We start from the raw sequence: 17,730 nt of genomic DNA, 5'->3' as shown, positions 1-17,730 counted from the left end.
AACATGACGACTGATAAGAAAACAACAAAAATTACAACGATTTTAAATACGCTTAAAAATGAAAAAATAAATACCTGGTTTGATTTAGGGTTATTCATGGATAAATTTAAAGAGCAGAAAAAAACAGCTGCTTTTAAAGGCAATGCGTCCACTTTTGATACACATATAGAAAAAGGAGGTATCGCATTCTTAACCTTCTATTTTACCATAGATGGTATTACGGTAGAAACCGAAAAGTATGCCAAAACCTTCAAAAATATCTATCCTAATATTCCGGTACATTTTATTGCAGGCGAAATAAAAGAGGAAGCAGATGAGTTAATTCCAAAAACGGCCTTCAAAAAAGTAATTCCAGAAATGGAAGCTTTTGATGCTTGGCCATTGTACGAGGATTTCTTCAAAATTAAAATGGAACGTGGTAGTGAAGCTTACAATAATCTTATTGGTAAGTTTTGGGCTGAGGTTTTAGTGCTTGTAGAAAAATTAGGAAGTTATATTGAGGAGAATAACATTTCTATGTTATACCTTATTAATGTCTGTTCTAATCCTGGTAACGTCTCTTTGGCGTTAGCAACAGTTTTAATTTCAGAATATTTAGGCATTCCTGTTATTAATAATAATCACGATTTTTATTGGGAAGGTGGTAATAGAGAAGTAGAAATTAAAAAGAAAGGCCTTAAAAAGGGACCAAGAGATTTCTTTTTTCATAACGCACATGTTGGCGAATTTTTCTCAATTATAGAAACCATTTATCCATGGGAAAGTCGCTCTTGGATGAACGTGAATATCAACAGAATTCAGCAAGACCATTTAATCAATGTTAATGGTCATAATCCTGCAAACGTCGCCTTATTAGGTACAGCAGTAGATACCAAGTTACATGCTATGAGTAAGCGCGATATTATTAAAGCGTTTATGCAAGTCTCAACGATTTTTGCCAATAAAAAAGAGACGATTACAGTACACACAGCGGCACATCATACAGAAAGTAAACGCTCTTTAAAACCTATTTTATTAGGTCATAAAACCATTAAGAAATTCGATTTTGTAAACAACAACATTGTCTTCTTACAACCAACACGTGTTATTAGTAGAAAGTCTATTGAGTTGAATTTTAAACTTATTAAACGATTATTTTCCTATGATTCTTTTGCTGAAAAATTCATCACTAATCCACAATTAAAGTTATCCTTAATAGTTTCAGGACCAATTCCGCATGGTCAACAAAACTATTATCACGACTTAAAAAAGGATTTCAAAAAATTCTTAAAAGACCTTCCTAAAGAATTTAAATCGCGCGTGTTACTTGGGTTTTTATTTAGTGAATTCGATAAAAACGATTTTAAAAAGAAGCATAAAAAGCCATTAGATATCAAACAACTTTTTGATGTAGCGTCACTTATTTTATTGCCAAGTCAAACCGAAGGACGTGGACTGCCAATTATAGAAGCCGCTGCATGTGGAACACCAATTTTCTGTAGACAATATGAGCCACGAGAAGTGTATGATGAGGTTATTGGTAGACACTTAGATGAATCGCTTCGTCTTAATGTTTTAGAATTTAAAGGTTCTAAAGTACCAAAGAAACTGGCAGAGCGTATTTGCGACCACGTCTTTTATCCACAGAACAGAATGGTAGATGTAACGCATAATAGAAGCGTTATTAAAAAGCGATACAGCCTAGAAGCTTTAGAGAAAAATATACGCTATATTTTACAACGTATGTATTATCAATTGGTGTCGGTTTCTATTGAAGATAATCCGCAAGTGATTAATTTATTGAAACAATATAAAGCGTCTGTAGATTTTGAAAACGACGACCTTAATGCGATTCTCAATAAAAAAACAAGACATTATTTACCTGGTTATGGCCGTTTGTCTTTTATGCATTATTTAAAATCGCTGATAGACCCAAGTTTCTTTAGAGTTGAAGAACAATTGGTTAAAGGTCGTGTGATGCGTTATGCCAGATCCATGGAAAATGATATTCCAGATTTGGTAAATACCAATCTTGAAGTGATTCATAAATACTACAATGCCATTGATGATATTTTTAAATATGTAGATGGCGAAATTTCTATTCGTCACGACCATGCTTTGGCGTATCGTCATAGAAATAAAAAGTCGTATGCTTATCAGGCCTTTACACTTCAGGAGATTACAGGTTTGGTAAATATGATTTATACAGATGTTTTTAAACCAGAACATTTACCAGATTTAACCTTGGCACCACAGTTTTTTGCCGATTGGGAATTAGCCCTTTTTCAATTAACCAATAGTAAATATTTAGGTATTGATGACCGTAAAATATTAACCAAAAATTTAAAAAAGAATGTGCCTAAAGGGTATTTTCCTGGTCGTTATATTAAACATGAATTAGAGTATTTTGTACTACAACCAATACGTGCACAATTAAATTTAACCATACAACAAGAGTTAACATCAGAAATATTGGAAGCCAATGTAGATAAGTTAGAAAAAATCTACATTTTTATTCACGAACCACGAATTACAAAATGGTTCTCTAGTGCAGATATTAAAGAGTATTTAGAAAGCGGAAAAGAGCCAGAATTAGGCTTGTTGTATAAAGCAGGTGTTGTTCAGATTATAGAAACGAAACAATGGTCAGAAGGTGTACATTTTCCACAAATGGGACCAAAAGCCATTAAGATTTTACGTGATATTAAAGAAGCGAATGGCTTCTTAATTACCAATGGAGAATCGGCTGCAATGATGACAGATATTATTGAAATAGACCATTTCCATATCGGAAAAGTGTTATATGGAATGACAGCTAAAATCATGGGAATTCCTAAAGGTAGTGGCTTCATTCAGTTTGTGCCAGCAGGTGTGCGCACAACCTTAGCTTATCCTACACCAATACAAACCGCTAAAGATTTTGATATCATTCTAAAAAGTGATTTGTATCAAGATTTAAAAGACACGTTAAGCGAAAAAGAATTGTTAAGTATTATCACTAAAGATGCTATTGAAAACGGCACACCAATTGAAAAGCTATTGCTTCAAATAAAAGAAGATTTAAAACTTACTAAATCTGAAGAGAAAGTAAAATCATCGTATGCAGGAGGCGTCTATGAAGATGGTTTGCCTTGGAGTGGTGTTTTAGCTGAAATTGATACGAAGAAACACCATTGGAAATTCGCAGCACATATTGCCAATAAAGAACCTAAAAATGTACCAGCGCTTGTAAAAGAGTACAAGAAGAAAAGTAAAAACCCGAATAAAATTGAATTGGCTTGGAATGGCGGTTATATTTTAAATCCGGAATTGGTTGGTAAACTCGGACTGCCAGAAACCTATATTGGTTCGCCTTTAGGTTTACTAATTATGGACAACAAAGTGTTTTGTCCGCCACTTTTTAATAAACCTGCTTTTATCATTTATAAAAATGGCGATGTAGATATTAGAAAAGTGAATAGTAAAGCAGGTTTAACCGTTAAAGGAAAAACAAAAGACCTAACATTTACGAGTACCAATTATAATACACATAGCGAAACAGAACCATGTTTTTATGATTTGTCATATACTGAAGAATCTTATGTTGGCGACGGCAATGTGATTGTAAGAATTGCAGGCAATACGGTAAAAGAAATTATAAAAACAAAGCCTAAAGTAGATGTGAAAGTGATTCCTGTTGGAATTACATTATCTATTCCTGAAGCTTTATTTTCAGACATCATGTTTGAAGAAGGTAAGCCATTATCAATTCAATTATTAGAGCCAGAAGCGAATCCTTATAAATGGAATGAGATTTCTTATGCTATTGAAGCAGGACCAATGTTAATTGACAAAGGCAAGCAAATTCTAAACATGGAAGACGAAGGTTGGAAAACCACAAACTCTATTAAAACACAAGCAGCACGATTAGATTTTACAGATATGCGAGGTCCAAAAATTGCGGTTGGTATTACCAAAGAAGGTAAATTAATGGTATTGATGGTAAACGGTCGTATTAGAGAATCTGTAGGCGCTACACATTTTGATATGGTAGATATTTTACTAAAATACGGAATGGATAAAGCAATGGGCTTTGACCCAGGAGGAAGTAGTACTTTGGTTGTTGATGGAAATATTATGAATATTTCACCATACAATAAAAATTACGAAAAAGACATTTATGCTTTACCACCAGAACCTAGATTTGTAGCCAATGCCATTATGGGTTGGATTGAAGATTAACCTGAAATACTAATTACTAAAAAGAGGTGAATATTACTATTTGCCTCTTTTTATATTCAATTTATTCCTCAACGTCACTTCGAGTGAAATTTCGTTTTTTAGAAATTTTGTATCAAGAAGCTTTATTACTAACCAAGGTTCTCGATACAATTTTTTCGTGTCTCAAAAATCACTCGAACAGACGCTAGAGGTAAATTAAAAACAGGCTTCTCTGCATCTTTGAAACTTTGCCACTTTGAAACTTATCAACCATCAACCATCTATCCCAACAAATCCTCTAATGCAGGTTTCAAATTAGCAAACTGAAAATTAAAACCTTCACTTTCTATTTTTTGAGAACTGACACGTTGACTTTCAAATAAAAGAATATGCATTTCGCCTAAAACTAATTTCATAGCGAATTTTGGAATATTAGGTAAAATCAACGGACGATGTAACACTTTAGCAGCAACCTTAGTCAGTTCCTTATTAGTAACCGCATTAGGCGCGACACCATTATAAATACCTTCTAAATTTTGTTGTACCGCAAAGACAAAGAGTGACGCTAAGTCTTTAACGTGAATCCAACTTTGCCATTGTTTTCCGCTACCAAAAGCAGCACCAGCACCAAACTTTATAGGTTTTACAATTTCGGGTAAAGCACCACCATCTTTTGCTAAAACTAAGCCAATTCTTATTTTAGCAACCTTACAACCTAAAGCTTTAAATCCATCCACTGCAGCTTCCCATTCTTTTACCACTTTTCCTAAAAAGGTATCTGATATTTCAGTAGTTGTTTCCTCGTAATAGTTAACCAAACTTGTTGGGTAAATGCCAATAGCACTGGCAGAAACCACGTGGTCAATTTTATAATTATGTGTTTTTATTGTGTCTTGAAGCAGCTTTGCAGTTTTCGTTCTGCTTTCTAAGATTTGTGTTTTGTAATCCTCTGTCCAACGTTTAGAAATAGAAGCACCAACCATATTAATAATGGCAGAAACACCTTCAAAACAATTATGGTCTATCTCGTTATTATTCGGATTCCAATAAAAACCTTTGTAATTGTCTTCTGTACTGAGTTTAGATTTTGAAGTCGTTAAGTAATGTACATTAATGCCTTCAGTATGACACTTTTTTACAATTTCTTGTCCTATTAACCCTGTTGCACCTGTTATTAAAACGGTCATCTTCTTTTTTATGTAAAGATACGAAAGGCGTAAAGGTTCTGAGTAAGATTTAGATAGGATTTAACGTTTGGGTGTTAATGTTGTTGGGAAGTTGGAAAGTCTGAAAGTTTCAAAGATGCAAAGATGCGAAGTTGCGAAGTTAAAAGGTTGAAAGGTTGAAAAGTTTTTAACTTGAAAAAGAAAGCTGTTTTTGATATACCTCTAACGTCAGTTCTTGTGATTTTAGAGGCACGAAAAAATTGTATCTAGAACCTTCTTAATCGATTTACTTGTCGTTACAGAATTTTAAAAAGGGAATTCCACGTGAAGTGATGAAGCCGAATGTTACTCGCACTTTTTTTTGGGCTCGTAACATTTAGTTCACTATTCGTTCACTGAATGTTTCGTTGCTCTCAGCATTTAATTCACTATTCGTTCACTGAATGTTTCGTTGCTCTCAACATTTAATTCACTATTCGTTCATTGAATGTTTCGTTGCTCTCAACATTTAATTCACTATTCGTTCATTGAATGTTTCGTTGCTCTCAACATTTAATTCACTATTCGTTCATTGAATGTTTCGTTGCTCTCAACATTTCACGTTTTCCAGGAGGTCCAGGTAAACGTTCAACAATAAATCCGACGGCTTGCATGGCACGTCTTACGCTTCCTTTGGCAGAATAGGTTACTAAAATACCATTGTCTTGTAAGGCGTTATACATTATTTTAAAAATATCTTCAGTCCATAAATCGGGTTGAACGCGAGCACCAAAAGCATCAAAATAAATGATATTGTAAGCATTAACAGCTGTTATATCTTTGAAGAATTTTTCCTGTTTTTCTAATTTAAAATCTGGAGTGATATCGTGTGGTGTTTCCCAAGACGTGCTATGTAAAGTATTAAAAACAGCTTCGTGAGGTTTAGAAATTAACTCCACATAATTAAGTTGATTGATTTCTTCAAGTTGAACAGGATAGGCCTCTACACCTGTATAATTGAGTTTTAAATTCAATTTTTCGGCTTCAATTAAGGTTAAAAACGCATTAAGACCTGTACCGAAACCAATTTCTAAAATGGAAATGGGTTTAGATTCTGAAACAAATTCAGAATAAAAAAGCAAACCATGTTTTAAAAACACGTGGTTTGCTTCTTGTATAGCACCATGAATAGAATGGTATTGCTCGTTCCATTCTTCAATTTGAATGGTTTTAGAACCATCTGAGGTGGTAATTATTTTTCGTTTCAAATTATTGAATAAGTAGTTTCTTAATTTTAGGAATTGGTCCTGTGCATTCAGTTTTATGACATCCTAAACAATTATTAATTGCAGCATTATAACGCTCTTTTAATTCTATATTAGAAAGTGTATCAATTACTGTTTTTTGGGATTCAATAAAAACATTTACAAAACTATTCCAAGCTGGTGTTCTCCCGTTTTCTTTGGTCATTTCGGCAGAATGCAAGGTCATTAAATCTAAAGGCAATGTAGCTGGAGTTTTACCTGCCAAAATTTCCTTTTTAATCTGTAAATTATAGGCATACATAGCATTCATGAAATTCGCCATTTCAGAAGGTTGATACATGTCGTATTCAGCAACTGTCTTAATGGGTTCTTCAGTTGTTTTTTCTTCGTTTTTACAACCTGTAAGGCATAAAAATGATAAAGCAATAATGCTTAGATATTTATTGTTTAAGTAAAACTCCATCAGCTTCAAAAGAATAGGTGCGTTTTGGTTCTATAATTGCTGCAATTTCTTCTTCAGATTTTCCTGCATCTTCTGCATAATGTCTAAGTTCGTCAACTGAAGTTTCAGATACAAATGCTTTACCGTTAATTACAACTTCTCCTTCAGCATTTAAAGGCATAAAGAATCCGTAATCTTTAAATTTTACCATCACTTCATTATTACCATCCATGTCTAAAGTCATCCAACACCCTTTTGCAGAACATACTTCAATGATTTTACCTCTTACTTTAGAATTGATAGTATCACCAGCTTTCATTGATAGGTATTGATCCATCATTTCCTTAGCATCTATAGCATCAGTATCATTTATTTCTTTTCCGAAATTTGCATAAGCAATTTCTTGTTTTGCTTCTGGAGCTTTGTCTTCAGTAGTTTGACTCTCGTTTTTACAAGAAAATACAACCAAGCTAATTGCTAAAAGTAAAATGGATTTTTTCATTATTGATAGTTTTTGAATTGAATTATTGTTGAATTGCAAATTTACACAATTTTAAGGAATATTACTTTTTTTTAAAGCTACCGTTTATGTACTTTTGTCTAGAAATATCATGCAATTATGGCTAAACCAACCGAGAAAATCAGTATTGAAAAATCTGAATCTACAAAAATTAACAGTGTAGATTTTAGTAAGTTAGACTTTGGAAAAGTTTTTACTGATCATATGTTTGTCTGCGATTATGAAAATGGCCAATGGCAAGCACCTAAAATTATGCCATACCAAGCAATGACATTTGAACCTTCGGCTCGTGTTTTTCATTATGGACAGGCTGTTTTTGAAGGTATGAAGGCTTATAAAGATGATGAAGGTAAAGTGTTTCTGTTTAGACCAAAACAGAATTTTGAAAGAATCAATAAGTCTGCCGAGCGATTATCGATGCCTGCTTTTCCTGAAGATTACTTCTTTACAGGATTAGAAAATTTATTAAAATTAGATAACGATTGGATTAAGCCAGGTTTAGGGAATTCTTTATATATACGTCCTTTTGTAATTGCTACTGAACCTGCAATTTCTGCTTCGCCTGCAAATACATACCGATTTATGATTATTTGTTCGCCAGCACAATCTTATTATAATTCTCCAGTTCGAGTTTTAGTAGCGGAGCATTATAGTAGGTCTGCTAATGGAGGCGTTGGTGCGGCTAAAGCGGCTGGTAATTATGCAGCGCAATTTTATCCGACAAGCTTGGCTCAAAAAGAAGGATTTCAGCAAATTATTTGGACCGATGCTGATACGCATACCTACTTAGAAGAAGCAGGAACAATGAATGTATTTTTTAGAGTGAATGATACGTTAATTACAGCTCCTGTTAGTGATCGTATTTTAGATGGAATTACCCGTAAAAGTATAATTCAATTGGCTGAAGATTTAGGAATTACATGTGAAGTTAGACCTGTTAAAGTCGAAGAAATTAAAAAGGCTGCAAAAGATGGTAGTCTAAAGGAAGTTTTTGGAGCAGGTACGGCTGCAGTAATAAGTGAAATTTCTGCTTTTCAGCATAAAGATGAGCTGTTTGAGATTTCTGGAGCGGAGGATTCTTATGCAAAATTGTTTAAACAAACGTTACTGAATATTCAGTATAATGTTTCTGAAGATGTACATGGCTGGAGACATGAAGTGAAGTAATTAATACGAAATTAAGATTTATATAGTAATAAAAAAGCAGCCAATTGGCTGCTTTTTTTATGATTCTAAAATTTCTTTTATATGTGGTTTAAAATAGTTTGGACCTTTTAAAACCTTACCGTCTTCTCTGTAAATAGGTTCGCCATCTGCACCTAGTTTACTCATATTACTGCGTTGTATTTCTTCAAAAACTTCTTCAATTTTGTGCTGCATACCGTGTTCTATAATGGTGCCACATAATATGTATAACATATCACCTAAGGCATCAGCTACTTCAACTAAATCATTATCATTTGCTGCTTCAAGATATTCTTCATTTTCTTCGCGCATCAATTTATAGCGTAGCATATTTTTTTCTATTCCCAGGTTGGCTTTAGGTGTTTCTCGATGTCCTATTTTAAAAGCTGTATGAAATGCTTTTACAGCATTGATTTTGTCTTGCATAGTTCTTGTTTTAATCCTTATTTTTGCATAAAAATAAGAAGATGTTTAGTACTGGTCAATTGATTTTTGGAATATTATTTTTTATCGCTTTCGTAATTGTTATTACCTATCAGTACCGAAGAGACTTAAAACTTCATAAAAAATACTATAAAGGTACTATTTGGATTCTTATTGCATTTATTGGCTTTATAGGTATGATTGCTGCTATAAAATTTATTTTTATGTAATATAAGTTTAATGACTTTTATTATTGGCTATTCTAATAAAAAAAGCAGCCAAAATTTGACTGCTTTTTAAATTTATTTTTTGTTTCAATTTAGGCTTTACTTGCTGTTAATGAAACTTTCATTTCAATTTCATCATTAATAAATTTATCACCTAAGTTATCAAAAAATGATTTAGAACCATATTCAATATTCCATTTAGAACGGTCAATTGTAAACGTTTCGCTTGTTAATGTAACATTATCAACCTTAATGTCTAGAGCAACAGGGAAACTGATATTATTTGTTTTTTCTTTAATCGTTAAGTTACCAGAAAGCATTGTTTTACCTTCCGTCGTTTCTACACCTGTCACTTCAAAAGTAGCTGTTGGATGTGCTTCTACATTAAAAAAGTCAGGATCTTTAAGGTGGCCAACTAGTTTTCCGTTACCTTCCTCTTCTGCAGGAATGTCTGTAACCACAATGCTATTCATGTCAATTACAAAATTTCCACTTTCAATAACACCATCGTTAATACTTAAGCTTCCTTCTTTAATTGCAATAGTTCCTGTATGAGAACCTGTTGGTTTAAAACCTTTCCATTCTAAAGTAGAGTTGTCTGTATTTACATTATAGGTAACTGCACTGACTTCAGCAACAGCGGCTGTTTCAGCTTCTTTGGTTTCAGCTTCTTTTGCTTTGTCTCCACAGCTTGCAAAAGTAACCAATGCAACTAGAGTAAATGTTTTTAAAAATTTCGTTTTCATGTTAGTGTTTTTAGAGTTTAATTTATGTTTGTAAAGGTAAGTAATACATCGATTAAAGAATGATAAAAAAATGTTAATGACATTTTGACATTTTTATAATAATGGCAGTACTTTTGCCAATTCTAAATCAAAGATTTAAAAAGAACTCAAAATGAGTAAAAAAAATAAGAATACAAAAGTTGAAGATCCTCAAGTTGAAGATCAGGCTGCCGCAACAACAGAGGCAGAGGTAGAGACGCAAGAAACAAAAACACCAGAAGAGCAGTTGCAAGATCAATTGGTTGCTGAGAAAGATAAATTTATGCGTTTGTTTGCAGAATTTGAAAATTATAAAAAACGAACAACTAAAGAGCGTATAGAGCTATTTAAAACAGCAAGTCAAGATGTAATGGTTTCTCTACTGCCAGTTTTAGATGATTTTGAACGTTCCCTAATGTATATAGAAGATGACAAAGAAGCAGAAGAATTAAGAAAAGGAGTGTTGTTAATTTATAATAAATTAGTAAATACCTTAGAACAAAAAGGATTATCAAAAATTGAGGTAAATAAAGGAGATACTTTTAATGCAGACGATCATGAAGCTATAACACAAATACCAGCACCATCTGATGATTTAAAAGGTAAAATTATTGATGTTGTAGAACGAGGTTATAAACTAGGAGACAAAGTAATTCGTTTTCCTAAAGTAGTGATAGGGCAATAAAAATTAGAATGCAAGTTTCGAGTTTTGTGAAACGAACAATATAAAGTTGATGAAAGAAGATTATTACGAAGTACTAGGTATAAGCAAAGGAGCTACTGAAGCAGAAATAAAGAAAGCATATCGTAAGATGGCTTTAAAATATCATCCAGATAAAAATCCTGATGATAAAAGTGCTGAAGAAAAATTTAAAAAAGCAGCTGAAGCTTATGAAGTTTTAAGTAATGCAGATAAGAGAGCTCGTTACGATCAGTTTGGTCAACAAGCTTTTGATGGCAATGGAGGAGGCTTCGGTGGAGGTGGAATGAATATGGACGACATCTTCAGCCAATTTGGAGATATATTTGGAGGAGGCTTCGGTGGAGGTGGATTTAGCGGCTTTGGCGGAGGCGGTAGACAACGTGTGGTAAAGGGAAGTAATCTGCGTATTCGTGTCACTTTATCTCTAGAAGATATTGCTAATGGTGTAGAAAAGAAGATTAAAGTTAAACGTAAAATACAGGCGCCAGGTACAACTTATAAAACATGTACAACATGTAATGGAGCAGGCCAAGTTACACGTGTAACAAATACCATTTTAGGTCGTATGCAAACATCTGCAGCTTGTCCAACTTGTGGTGGAGCAGGACAAATAATTGATAAAAAACCATCTGATGCAGATGCGCAAGGTTTAAAAATAGCAGAAGAAACTGTAACTGTAAAAATACCAGCAGGTGTAGTTGATGGTATGCAGCTTAAAGTTACAGGAAAAGGAAACGATGCACCAGGAAATGGAATTGCTGGTGATTTATTAGTTGCCATCCAAGAAGAAGAGCATGCAACGCTAAAACGAGAAGGTGATAATTTACATTATGACATGTATGTGAGTTTGCCAGATGCTGTTTTAGGAAACTCAAAAGAAATAGATACAGTTACCGGAAAAGTGAGAATTAAAATTGAACCAGGTGTACAATCTGGTAAAATTTTAAGATTGAGAGGTAAAGGTATTCCTAGTATTAATGGTTATGGTAAAGGTGATTTGTTGGTGCATGTAAATGTTTGGACACCAAAGACTTTAAATAAAAAACAAAAGGCCTTTTTTGAAAGTATGAAAGAGGATGAACATTTTGAACCTAAACCAGAAAGCTCGGATAAATCTTTTTTTGAAAAAGTAAAAGATATGTTTTCATAAAGACGTTATTTTTAATAAAAAATACTATATTTGAATTATCGTTAATTCTAATTAGCGATAATTTTTCTTTTTCATAGCAATTTTTTCCCATCCTTGTCTAACCATAAGGGTGGGTTTTGTTTTTTAGGTTGATTGTAAACTTAATAGATGATAATAAAACATTTTTTGTAGCTAGTGACATTACTATTTTTTTGATTGATATTCGCAATTTTTAGCTCAAATAAATGTTAATCATACTAGAGTTAATTATCAATTTTTTTTAATAATTCTATTTCGCAGAAATAGTATGGTTTATTTATTTAAAATCTATTACATTTAATATCTTTACGTAATATCCCAAACACTTAAATATCGTTTTTTATGAATGACTTATTAGTTGCTAATTCCGTTTCTAAAAATTTCGGAAAATTTAAAGCACTAAATCAAGTATCTATAGCTGTCCCAAAAGGTAGTATTTTTGGTTTGCTTGGTCCCAATGGAGCAGGTAAAACTACATTAATACGTATTATTAACCAAATAACAATGCCAGATGAAGGTTCTGTGCATTTAGATGGTCAGCCATTAAAGGCAGAGCATATAAGAGACATTGGTTATTTACCAGAAGAACGAGGCTTATATAAATCTATGAAAGTTGGCGAGCAATGTTTATACTTAGCACAACTAAAAGGGCTTACTAAAACAGAAGCAAGAAATCGATTAAAATATTGGTTTGATAAGTTAGAGATTGGTGATTGGTGGAATAAAAAAATTCAAGAATTAAGTAAAGGGCAAGCTCAAAAAATACAATTTATTGTTACTGTGCTGCATAAACCTAAATTGTTGATTTTTGATGAGCCATTTTCTGGGTTTGATCCAATAAATGCCAACTTAATTAAAGACGAAATTTTACAGCTAAGAGAAGAAGGCGCAACTGTTATTTTTTCTACACATAGAATGGAATCTGTTGAGGAATTATGTGATCATATAGCGTTAATTCATAAATCAAATAAAGTGTTAGACGGAAAGCTAAATGATATTAAGCGTCAATACAAGACTAATACATTTGAGGTAGGATTAGAGTCATTAAATAAAGATAAAGTGTTTGCCGAAATTAAAGATAGATTTGAAGTGCTTCCGGCAACCTTTAAAAACTTAAATGATGATATTAAGTTAAATATTAAACTAAGCGATCAAACATCTCCTAACGATTTGCTTTCATTTTTAACATCAAAAGCAGAAGTACATCACTTTGTAGAAGTTATACCTTCGGCTAGCGATATTTTTATTCAAACTATAAAAAATAACTAAAAATGAATCATTTACCACTAATCATAAAGCGTGAATATTTTACAAAAGTGAAGAATAAGTCTTTTGTGATAATGACATTTTTAAGTCCGTTAATAATGATTGCCTTGATTGCTGTTGTTGCATATTTGTCTCAATTGAATAATGATAAACAGCGTACAATTTCAATTTTAGATGAAACGGGATACTTAAAAGACATCTTTCAAAATACAGATAATACAACTTATACCAATTTAAGTGGATTAGAATTTGATAAGGCAATAGCTTTGGTTAAGGATAAAAAGGATTATGGTTTATTATATATTTCTGCAGTTGATTCTCTTGATTTATTTTCTGATAATGTTAAATTTTATTCTGAAGAATCACCATCATTAACTATAATGACAGGTTTAGAGCAAAAAATTGAAAAACGTTTGAGGGAAATGAAACTTCAAAAAGATGGTGTTACTATTGCCCAAATTGAAGCTTCAAAAACAAATATTGAAATACAACAAGAAAGTTTTGATGGTGAAAAGAGCTCTAAAATAGATAACATAGTAAAACTGGCATTTGGTGGTTCAGCAGGTTATTTGTTGTTTATGTTTATTATTATTTATGGCAATATGATAATGCGAAGTGTTATAGAAGAAAAAACAAGCAGAATCATTGAGGTTATTATTTCGTCTGTAAAACCTATTCAGTTAATGATGGGAAAAATTATAGGTACATCACTCGCCGGAATTACCCAGTTTGTAATATGGGTAATTTTAGGAGGTATATTAATGATTATTGTTTCTACGATTTTTGGTATTGATTTAACTCAGGTAAAAACACCACAACAAGAAATGATGAATCAAGCTATGCAAGCAGAAGGTGCACAAGCTATGGCTGAGAATTTAATTACAGCAATAGGAAATTTACCTCTAACTAATTTAATTATTGCATTTATATTTTTCTTTATTGGAGGTTATTTACTTTACAGTTCATTATACGCAGCGATTGGTGCAGCAGTAGATAACGAAACAGATACACAGCAGTTTATGCTACCAATTTTAATGCCTTTAATATTGGCAGTTTATGTTGGAGTATTTACCGTAATTGAGGACCCTCATGGTACGGTTTCAACTGTGTTTTCATTTGTTCCTTTAACATCTCCAGTAGTTATGTTGATGAGAATTCCTTTTGGTGTTCCACTTTGGCAGCAAGGATTATCGTTATTATTGCTTATTGGGACATTTATTTTTGCTGTTTGGTTTGCTGCTAAAATTTATAGAGTCGGTATTTTAATGTATGGTAAAAAACCAACTTATAAAGAACTTTTTAAATGGTTGAAGTATTAATTAATGATTCAAGATTTTAGTGAAATAGAAGATACAATTACTGAAAGTTCAGTATGGGAGAAATCTAAGGATTTCTTGAGCTTACATATGGACATTGGTAATGACATTAGTATATCTATTTTAGATATACTCGTTGTAATAACGTCTATTTTTATAACAACTATTATTTTAAGAGTTATTTTTAAAGTTATTACAAGAAAATTACCAAATGAAGATAAAGGTAAGTTTAGTGTAGTGTATGGTTATTTTAGATGGTTAGTTTATATCATTATTTTACTTATTACCCTTCATAGTGTAGGTGTTAATATTACTGCAGTTTTTGCAGCATCTGCGGCTTTATTAATAGGTGTTGGTCTGGCGCTTCAAACCTTATTTCAAGACATTATTTCAGGTATATTTATATTAATAGATCAATCAGTACATGTAGGCGATATTATTGAAATAAATGGTAAAGTTGGTAGGGTAGAAGAGATAAAGTTGAGAACGACTAGAGCTGTTACAATTGATAATAAAGTTTTAGTAATTCCTAATCATTTATATTTAGAGAATAGCCTGTATAATTGGACTCAAAACGGAATGTCTACAAGGGAGAGCGTTGAGGTTGGAGTGGCTTATGGTAGTGATGTACAATTAGTTAAAAAGTTGCTCTTGCAAGCCGCAAGTACTAATGAAGACGTTTTACATAGTCCAGAAGCAGTTGTTATATTTACCGACTTTGGTGAGAGTTCATTAAATTTTAAATTGGTGTTTACAATTGGTGATAGTTTTAGAGCTCAATTCCCAAAAAGTGAAATTCGTTTTGAAATAGATCGACTTTTTAGAGAAAATAATATTTCAATTCCTTTTCCACAACGCGATATTCATATTATTAAAAAATAGAAATTTAATTGTATGACCTTATCGTTTTCAAAATGTTTTACAATTATAGTTATATCACTTGTAAGTTGTGGTCATACTTTGCATGCTCAGCTTACAGATTTAGCAAGACTAGAATATTCATTTATTCCAAGTAGTAAATCAGAAGATCAATATACAAGACTGAAAGCCACGGTAAATTATCCTATTAAAATTAAAAACAAACAGTACTTTATTCTAGGAGGAGAATACAATAGAATTATACTTAATTTAGAAGATGAATACCCATTTAATACTAGTTCTTTAAGAAAATTACACGTCATTGATCTAAATTTAGGTTATACGTTTAAAGCAAGTGATACTTGGAGGTTAGGATTAAAAATAACACCAAGAATAGCATCAACCTTAACGGGTAAGCTTTCTGGAGATGATTTTTTTATAAATGGTGGTGTTTTTGCTATAAAGGACAGAACTGTAGCAACAGATATAGATAGACCTTATCGATTAATTTTAGGACTTACCTATAATACAACTACAGGTGTACCGTTTCCACTGCCATTTATAAGTTACTACAGACGAGTTAATGATAAATGGTCATTTAGTCTTGGCGTGCCAAAATCTAATCTAAAGTACTTTTTAAGTGAAAATAGTATATTGCAAACCTTTGCAGGTCTCGATGGTTACTTTGCAAATGTTCAAAAAGCAATGGTTGTTAACGGACAAGTTGCAGACAATATTTCGCTTTCTGCTGTAATAGGAGGAATTGGATATGAGTATTGTTTTACAAAACATTTAATTGCTTATTCTTATATTGGCTATACAATTAGGTTAAGTAATCACTTAAGAGATGATAATAGAGATGATATATATAGTCTAAATGATTTAAACGCTTTCTATTTTAGAAGTGGAATAAAATTTAAAATATAATTATGCCAAAAATATTAATAATAGAAGATGAAGCTGCAATCCGAAGAGTATTAGTTAAAATACTTTCTGAAGAAAATGATACCTATGAAGTTGAAGAAGCTGAAGACGGATTAGTAGGAATTGAAAAAATAAAAAAAGACGATTTTGATTTAGTACTTTGTGATATTAAAATGCCAAAAATGGATGGTGTTGAGGTTTTAGAAGCTGTAAAAAAGATAAAACCAGAAATACCAATGGTAATGATTTCTGGTCATGGAGATTTAGATACAGCTGTTAATACAATGCGTTTAGGTGCTTTTGATTATATCTCTAAACCACCAGATTTAAACCGATTGTTAAATACAGTTAGAATTGCCTTAGATAGAAAAGAACTCGTAGTCGAAAACAAAATGCTAAAAAAGAAAGTTAGCAAAAACTATGAGATGATTGGTGATAGTGAGGGCATTGCTCGTATAAAAGATATGATTAATAAAGTTGCGCCAACAGATGCACGTGTATTAATTACTGGGCCAAACGGCACAGGTAAAGAGCTTGTTGCGCATTGGTTACATCAAAAAAGCGAACGTTCTAAAGGACCAATGATTGAGGTGAATTGTGCTGCAATTCCTTCAGAATTAATTGAAAGTGAATTATTTGGACACGTTAAAGGTGCTTTTACATCTGCAGCCAAAGATAGAGCTGGTAAGTTTGAAGCCGCAAATGGAGGAACCATATTTTTAGATGAAATAGGAGATATGAGTTTATCTGCACAAGCTAAAGTATTGCGTGCTTTGCAAGAGAGCAGAATTCAGCGTGTAGGAAGTGATAAAGACATAAAAGTAAACGTAAGAGTTGTCGCAGCCACTAATAAAAATCTAAAAAAGGAAATTGAAGAGGGTAAATTTAGAGAGGATTTATACCATAGATTAGCTGTTATTTTAATTAAAGTGCCAGCACTAAATGATAGACGAGAAGATATACCTTTGTTAATTAACTATTTTGCCGAAAAGATTTCTAAAGAACAAGGCAATGCAAAAAAAGCATTTTCTACCAAGGCCATAAAATTACTTCAAAATTATGATTGGACAGGGAACATACGTGAGTTACGTAATGTTGTTGAACGTTTAATTATTTTAGGTGAAAAAGAAGTGAGTGAAAGTGATGTTAAAGCCTTTGCTACAAAATAGAATTAACTGATTAATATAGGTTAACTTTATGTTTTTTGAGGATACCTTCAAACTAATTAATTAGATTAAATTATAATTTTATCCGATAAATCGTATTTTTTATCGGATAAAGTATGTGTTTAAAAAAAACTTAAACCTTAGTTTCATATTCAACCCTTAAGAATTATGATAGTCAT

15 protein-coding genes are annotated in these 17,730 nt (G+C 32.3%); 9 read left to right on the top strand and 6 right to left on the bottom strand.

Translation table 11 applies throughout. The features are described from left to right. Positions 1 to 3: 3 nt before the first annotated feature. Positions 4 to 4,200, top strand: coding sequence for a phosphodiester glycosidase family protein (locus HNV10_RS06830; RefSeq protein WP_173300594.1), 4,197 nt, complete (start codon positions 4 to 6; stop codon positions 4,198 to 4,200). A gap of 260 nt (positions 4,201 to 4,460) precedes the next feature. Here HNV10_RS06830 and HNV10_RS06825 read toward each other — a convergent pair whose 3' ends face one another. From HNV10_RS06825 to HNV10_RS06810, 4 genes are all read right to left on the bottom strand, one after another. Then, positions 4,461 to 5,366, bottom strand: coding sequence for a TIGR01777 family oxidoreductase (locus HNV10_RS06825; protein ID WP_173300593.1), 906 nt, complete (start codon positions 5,364 to 5,366; stop codon positions 4,461 to 4,463). Positions 5,367 to 5,905: 539 nt separating this feature from the next. Then, on the bottom strand, positions 5,906 to 6,592 hold the full coding sequence (gene mnmD / locus HNV10_RS06820; RefSeq protein ID WP_173300592.1) for a tRNA (5-methylaminomethyl-2-thiouridine)(34)-methyltransferase MnmD: 687 nt from the start codon (positions 6,590 to 6,592) through the stop codon (positions 5,906 to 5,908). Position 6,593: 1 nt separating this feature from the next. Beyond that, the gene (locus HNV10_RS06815; RefSeq protein WP_173300591.1) at positions 6,594 to 7,052 is read right to left on the bottom strand and encodes a hypothetical protein; all 459 of its coding nucleotides are present in this window, start codon (positions 7,050 to 7,052) and stop codon (positions 6,594 to 6,596) included. Beyond that, entirely contained in the window at positions 7,030 to 7,533 is a 504-nt protein-coding gene (locus HNV10_RS06810; RefSeq protein WP_173300590.1) for a DUF4920 domain-containing protein, read from the bottom strand. Before HNV10_RS06810 ends, HNV10_RS06815 begins: the two co-directional genes overlap by 23 nt. A gap of 117 nt (positions 7,534 to 7,650) precedes the next feature. Here HNV10_RS06810 and HNV10_RS06805 point away from each other — a divergent pair, with 117 nt between their 5' ends. Continuing rightward, the gene (locus HNV10_RS06805) at positions 7,651 to 8,718 is read left to right on the top strand and encodes a branched-chain amino acid aminotransferase (RefSeq protein ID WP_173300589.1); all 1,068 of its coding nucleotides are present in this window, start codon (positions 7,651 to 7,653) and stop codon (positions 8,716 to 8,718) included. 57 nt (positions 8,719 to 8,775) lie between these two features. On the opposite strand, the gene HNV10_RS06800 is transcribed toward HNV10_RS06805, so the two are convergent. Both HNV10_RS06800 and HNV10_RS06795 read right to left on the bottom strand, forming a co-directional pair. Then, positions 8,776 to 9,162, bottom strand: a complete 387-nt coding sequence (locus HNV10_RS06800) for a pyrophosphohydrolase domain-containing protein (protein ID WP_173300588.1) — start codon at positions 9,160 to 9,162, stop codon at positions 8,776 to 8,778. A 316-nt stretch (positions 9,163 to 9,478) separates the two neighbouring features. Further along, positions 9,479 to 10,132 (bottom strand): YceI family protein, encoded by a 654-nt coding sequence (locus HNV10_RS06795; RefSeq protein WP_173300587.1) that lies wholly within the window; start codon positions 10,130 to 10,132, stop codon positions 9,479 to 9,481. A 151-nt stretch (positions 10,133 to 10,283) separates the two neighbouring features. Here HNV10_RS06795 and HNV10_RS06790 point away from each other — a divergent pair, with 151 nt between their 5' ends. From HNV10_RS06790 to HNV10_RS06760, 7 genes are all read left to right on the top strand, one after another. Beyond that, positions 10,284 to 10,835, top strand: coding sequence for a nucleotide exchange factor GrpE (locus HNV10_RS06790; protein ID WP_173300586.1), 552 nt, complete (start codon positions 10,284 to 10,286; stop codon positions 10,833 to 10,835). A 49-nt stretch (positions 10,836 to 10,884) separates the two neighbouring features. After that, positions 10,885 to 12,003, top strand: a complete 1,119-nt coding sequence (dnaJ, locus tag HNV10_RS06785; RefSeq protein ID WP_173300585.1) for a molecular chaperone DnaJ — start codon at positions 10,885 to 10,887, stop codon at positions 12,001 to 12,003. Between the two features lie 360 nt (positions 12,004 to 12,363). Beyond that, complete coding sequence (locus HNV10_RS06780; RefSeq protein WP_173300584.1) at positions 12,364 to 13,290, top strand: ABC transporter ATP-binding protein; 927 nt, start codon at positions 12,364 to 12,366, stop codon at positions 13,288 to 13,290. Positions 13,291 to 13,292: 2 nt separating this feature from the next. Continuing rightward, complete coding sequence (locus tag HNV10_RS06775) at positions 13,293 to 14,606, top strand: ABC transporter permease (RefSeq protein WP_173300583.1); 1,314 nt, start codon at positions 13,293 to 13,295, stop codon at positions 14,604 to 14,606. A gap of 3 nt (positions 14,607 to 14,609) precedes the next feature. Continuing rightward, on the top strand, positions 14,610 to 15,485 hold the full coding sequence (locus HNV10_RS06770; RefSeq protein ID WP_173300582.1) for a mechanosensitive ion channel family protein: 876 nt from the start codon (positions 14,610 to 14,612) through the stop codon (positions 15,483 to 15,485). Between the two features lie 12 nt (positions 15,486 to 15,497). After that, positions 15,498 to 16,388 (top strand): DUF6268 family outer membrane beta-barrel protein, encoded by an 891-nt coding sequence (locus tag HNV10_RS06765; RefSeq protein ID WP_241695467.1) that lies wholly within the window; start codon positions 15,498 to 15,500, stop codon positions 16,386 to 16,388. 2 nt (positions 16,389 to 16,390) lie between these two features. Further along, positions 16,391 to 17,554: a sigma-54-dependent transcriptional regulator gene (locus HNV10_RS06760; protein ID WP_173300581.1), complete on the top strand. Its 1,164-nt coding sequence runs from the start codon at positions 16,391 to 16,393 to the stop codon at positions 17,552 to 17,554. The last annotated feature ends 176 nt before the right edge of the window (positions 17,555 to 17,730 follow it).

Origin of the sequence: Winogradskyella litoriviva (assembly GCF_013249065.1) — a bacterium.
GTDB classification, from domain to species: Bacteria; Bacteroidota; Bacteroidia; order Flavobacteriales; family Flavobacteriaceae; genus Winogradskyella; species Winogradskyella litoriviva.
The sequence above is the reverse complement of the archived record's forward strand: the minus strand, read 5'-3'. Positions and strand labels throughout refer to the sequence as shown.

What these genes read in the sequence shown, in the direction of transcription:
- HNV10_RS06815 (WP_173300591.1), bottom strand. Translation starts at nt 7,052, where the DNA reads ATGGAGTTTTACTTAAACAATAAATATCTAAGCATTATTGCTTTATCA.
- HNV10_RS06825 (WP_173300593.1), bottom strand. Translation starts at nt 5,366, where the DNA reads ATGACCGTTTTAATAACAGGTGCAACAGGGTTAATAGGACAAGAAATT.
- HNV10_RS06780 (WP_173300584.1), top strand. Translation starts at nt 12,364, where the DNA reads ATGAATGACTTATTAGTTGCTAATTCCGTTTCTAAAAATTTCGGAAAA.
- HNV10_RS06805 (WP_173300589.1), top strand. Translation starts at nt 7,651, where the DNA reads ATGGCTAAACCAACCGAGAAAATCAGTATTGAAAAATCTGAATCTACA.
- HNV10_RS06760 (WP_173300581.1), top strand. Translation starts at nt 16,391, where the DNA reads ATGCCAAAAATATTAATAATAGAAGATGAAGCTGCAATCCGAAGAGTA.
- HNV10_RS06795 (WP_173300587.1), bottom strand. Translation starts at nt 10,132, where the DNA reads ATGAAAACGAAATTTTTAAAAACATTTACTCTAGTTGCATTGGTTACT.
- HNV10_RS06830 (WP_173300594.1), top strand. Translation starts at nt 4, where the DNA reads ATGACGACTGATAAGAAAACAACAAAAATTACAACGATTTTAAATACG.
- dnaJ (WP_173300585.1), top strand. Translation starts at nt 10,885, where the DNA reads ATGAAAGAAGATTATTACGAAGTACTAGGTATAAGCAAAGGAGCTACT.
- HNV10_RS06810 (WP_173300590.1), bottom strand. Translation starts at nt 7,533, where the DNA reads ATGAAAAAATCCATTTTACTTTTAGCAATTAGCTTGGTTGTATTTTCT.
- HNV10_RS06775 (WP_173300583.1), top strand. Translation starts at nt 13,293, where the DNA reads ATGAATCATTTACCACTAATCATAAAGCGTGAATATTTTACAAAAGTG.
- HNV10_RS06790 (WP_173300586.1), top strand. Translation starts at nt 10,284, where the DNA reads ATGAGTAAAAAAAATAAGAATACAAAAGTTGAAGATCCTCAAGTTGAA.
- HNV10_RS06765 (WP_241695467.1), top strand. Translation starts at nt 15,498, where the DNA reads ATGACCTTATCGTTTTCAAAATGTTTTACAATTATAGTTATATCACTT.
- HNV10_RS06770 (WP_173300582.1), top strand. Translation starts at nt 14,610, where the DNA reads ATGATTCAAGATTTTAGTGAAATAGAAGATACAATTACTGAAAGTTCA.
- HNV10_RS06800 (WP_173300588.1), bottom strand. Translation starts at nt 9,162, where the DNA reads ATGCAAGACAAAATCAATGCTGTAAAAGCATTTCATACAGCTTTTAAA.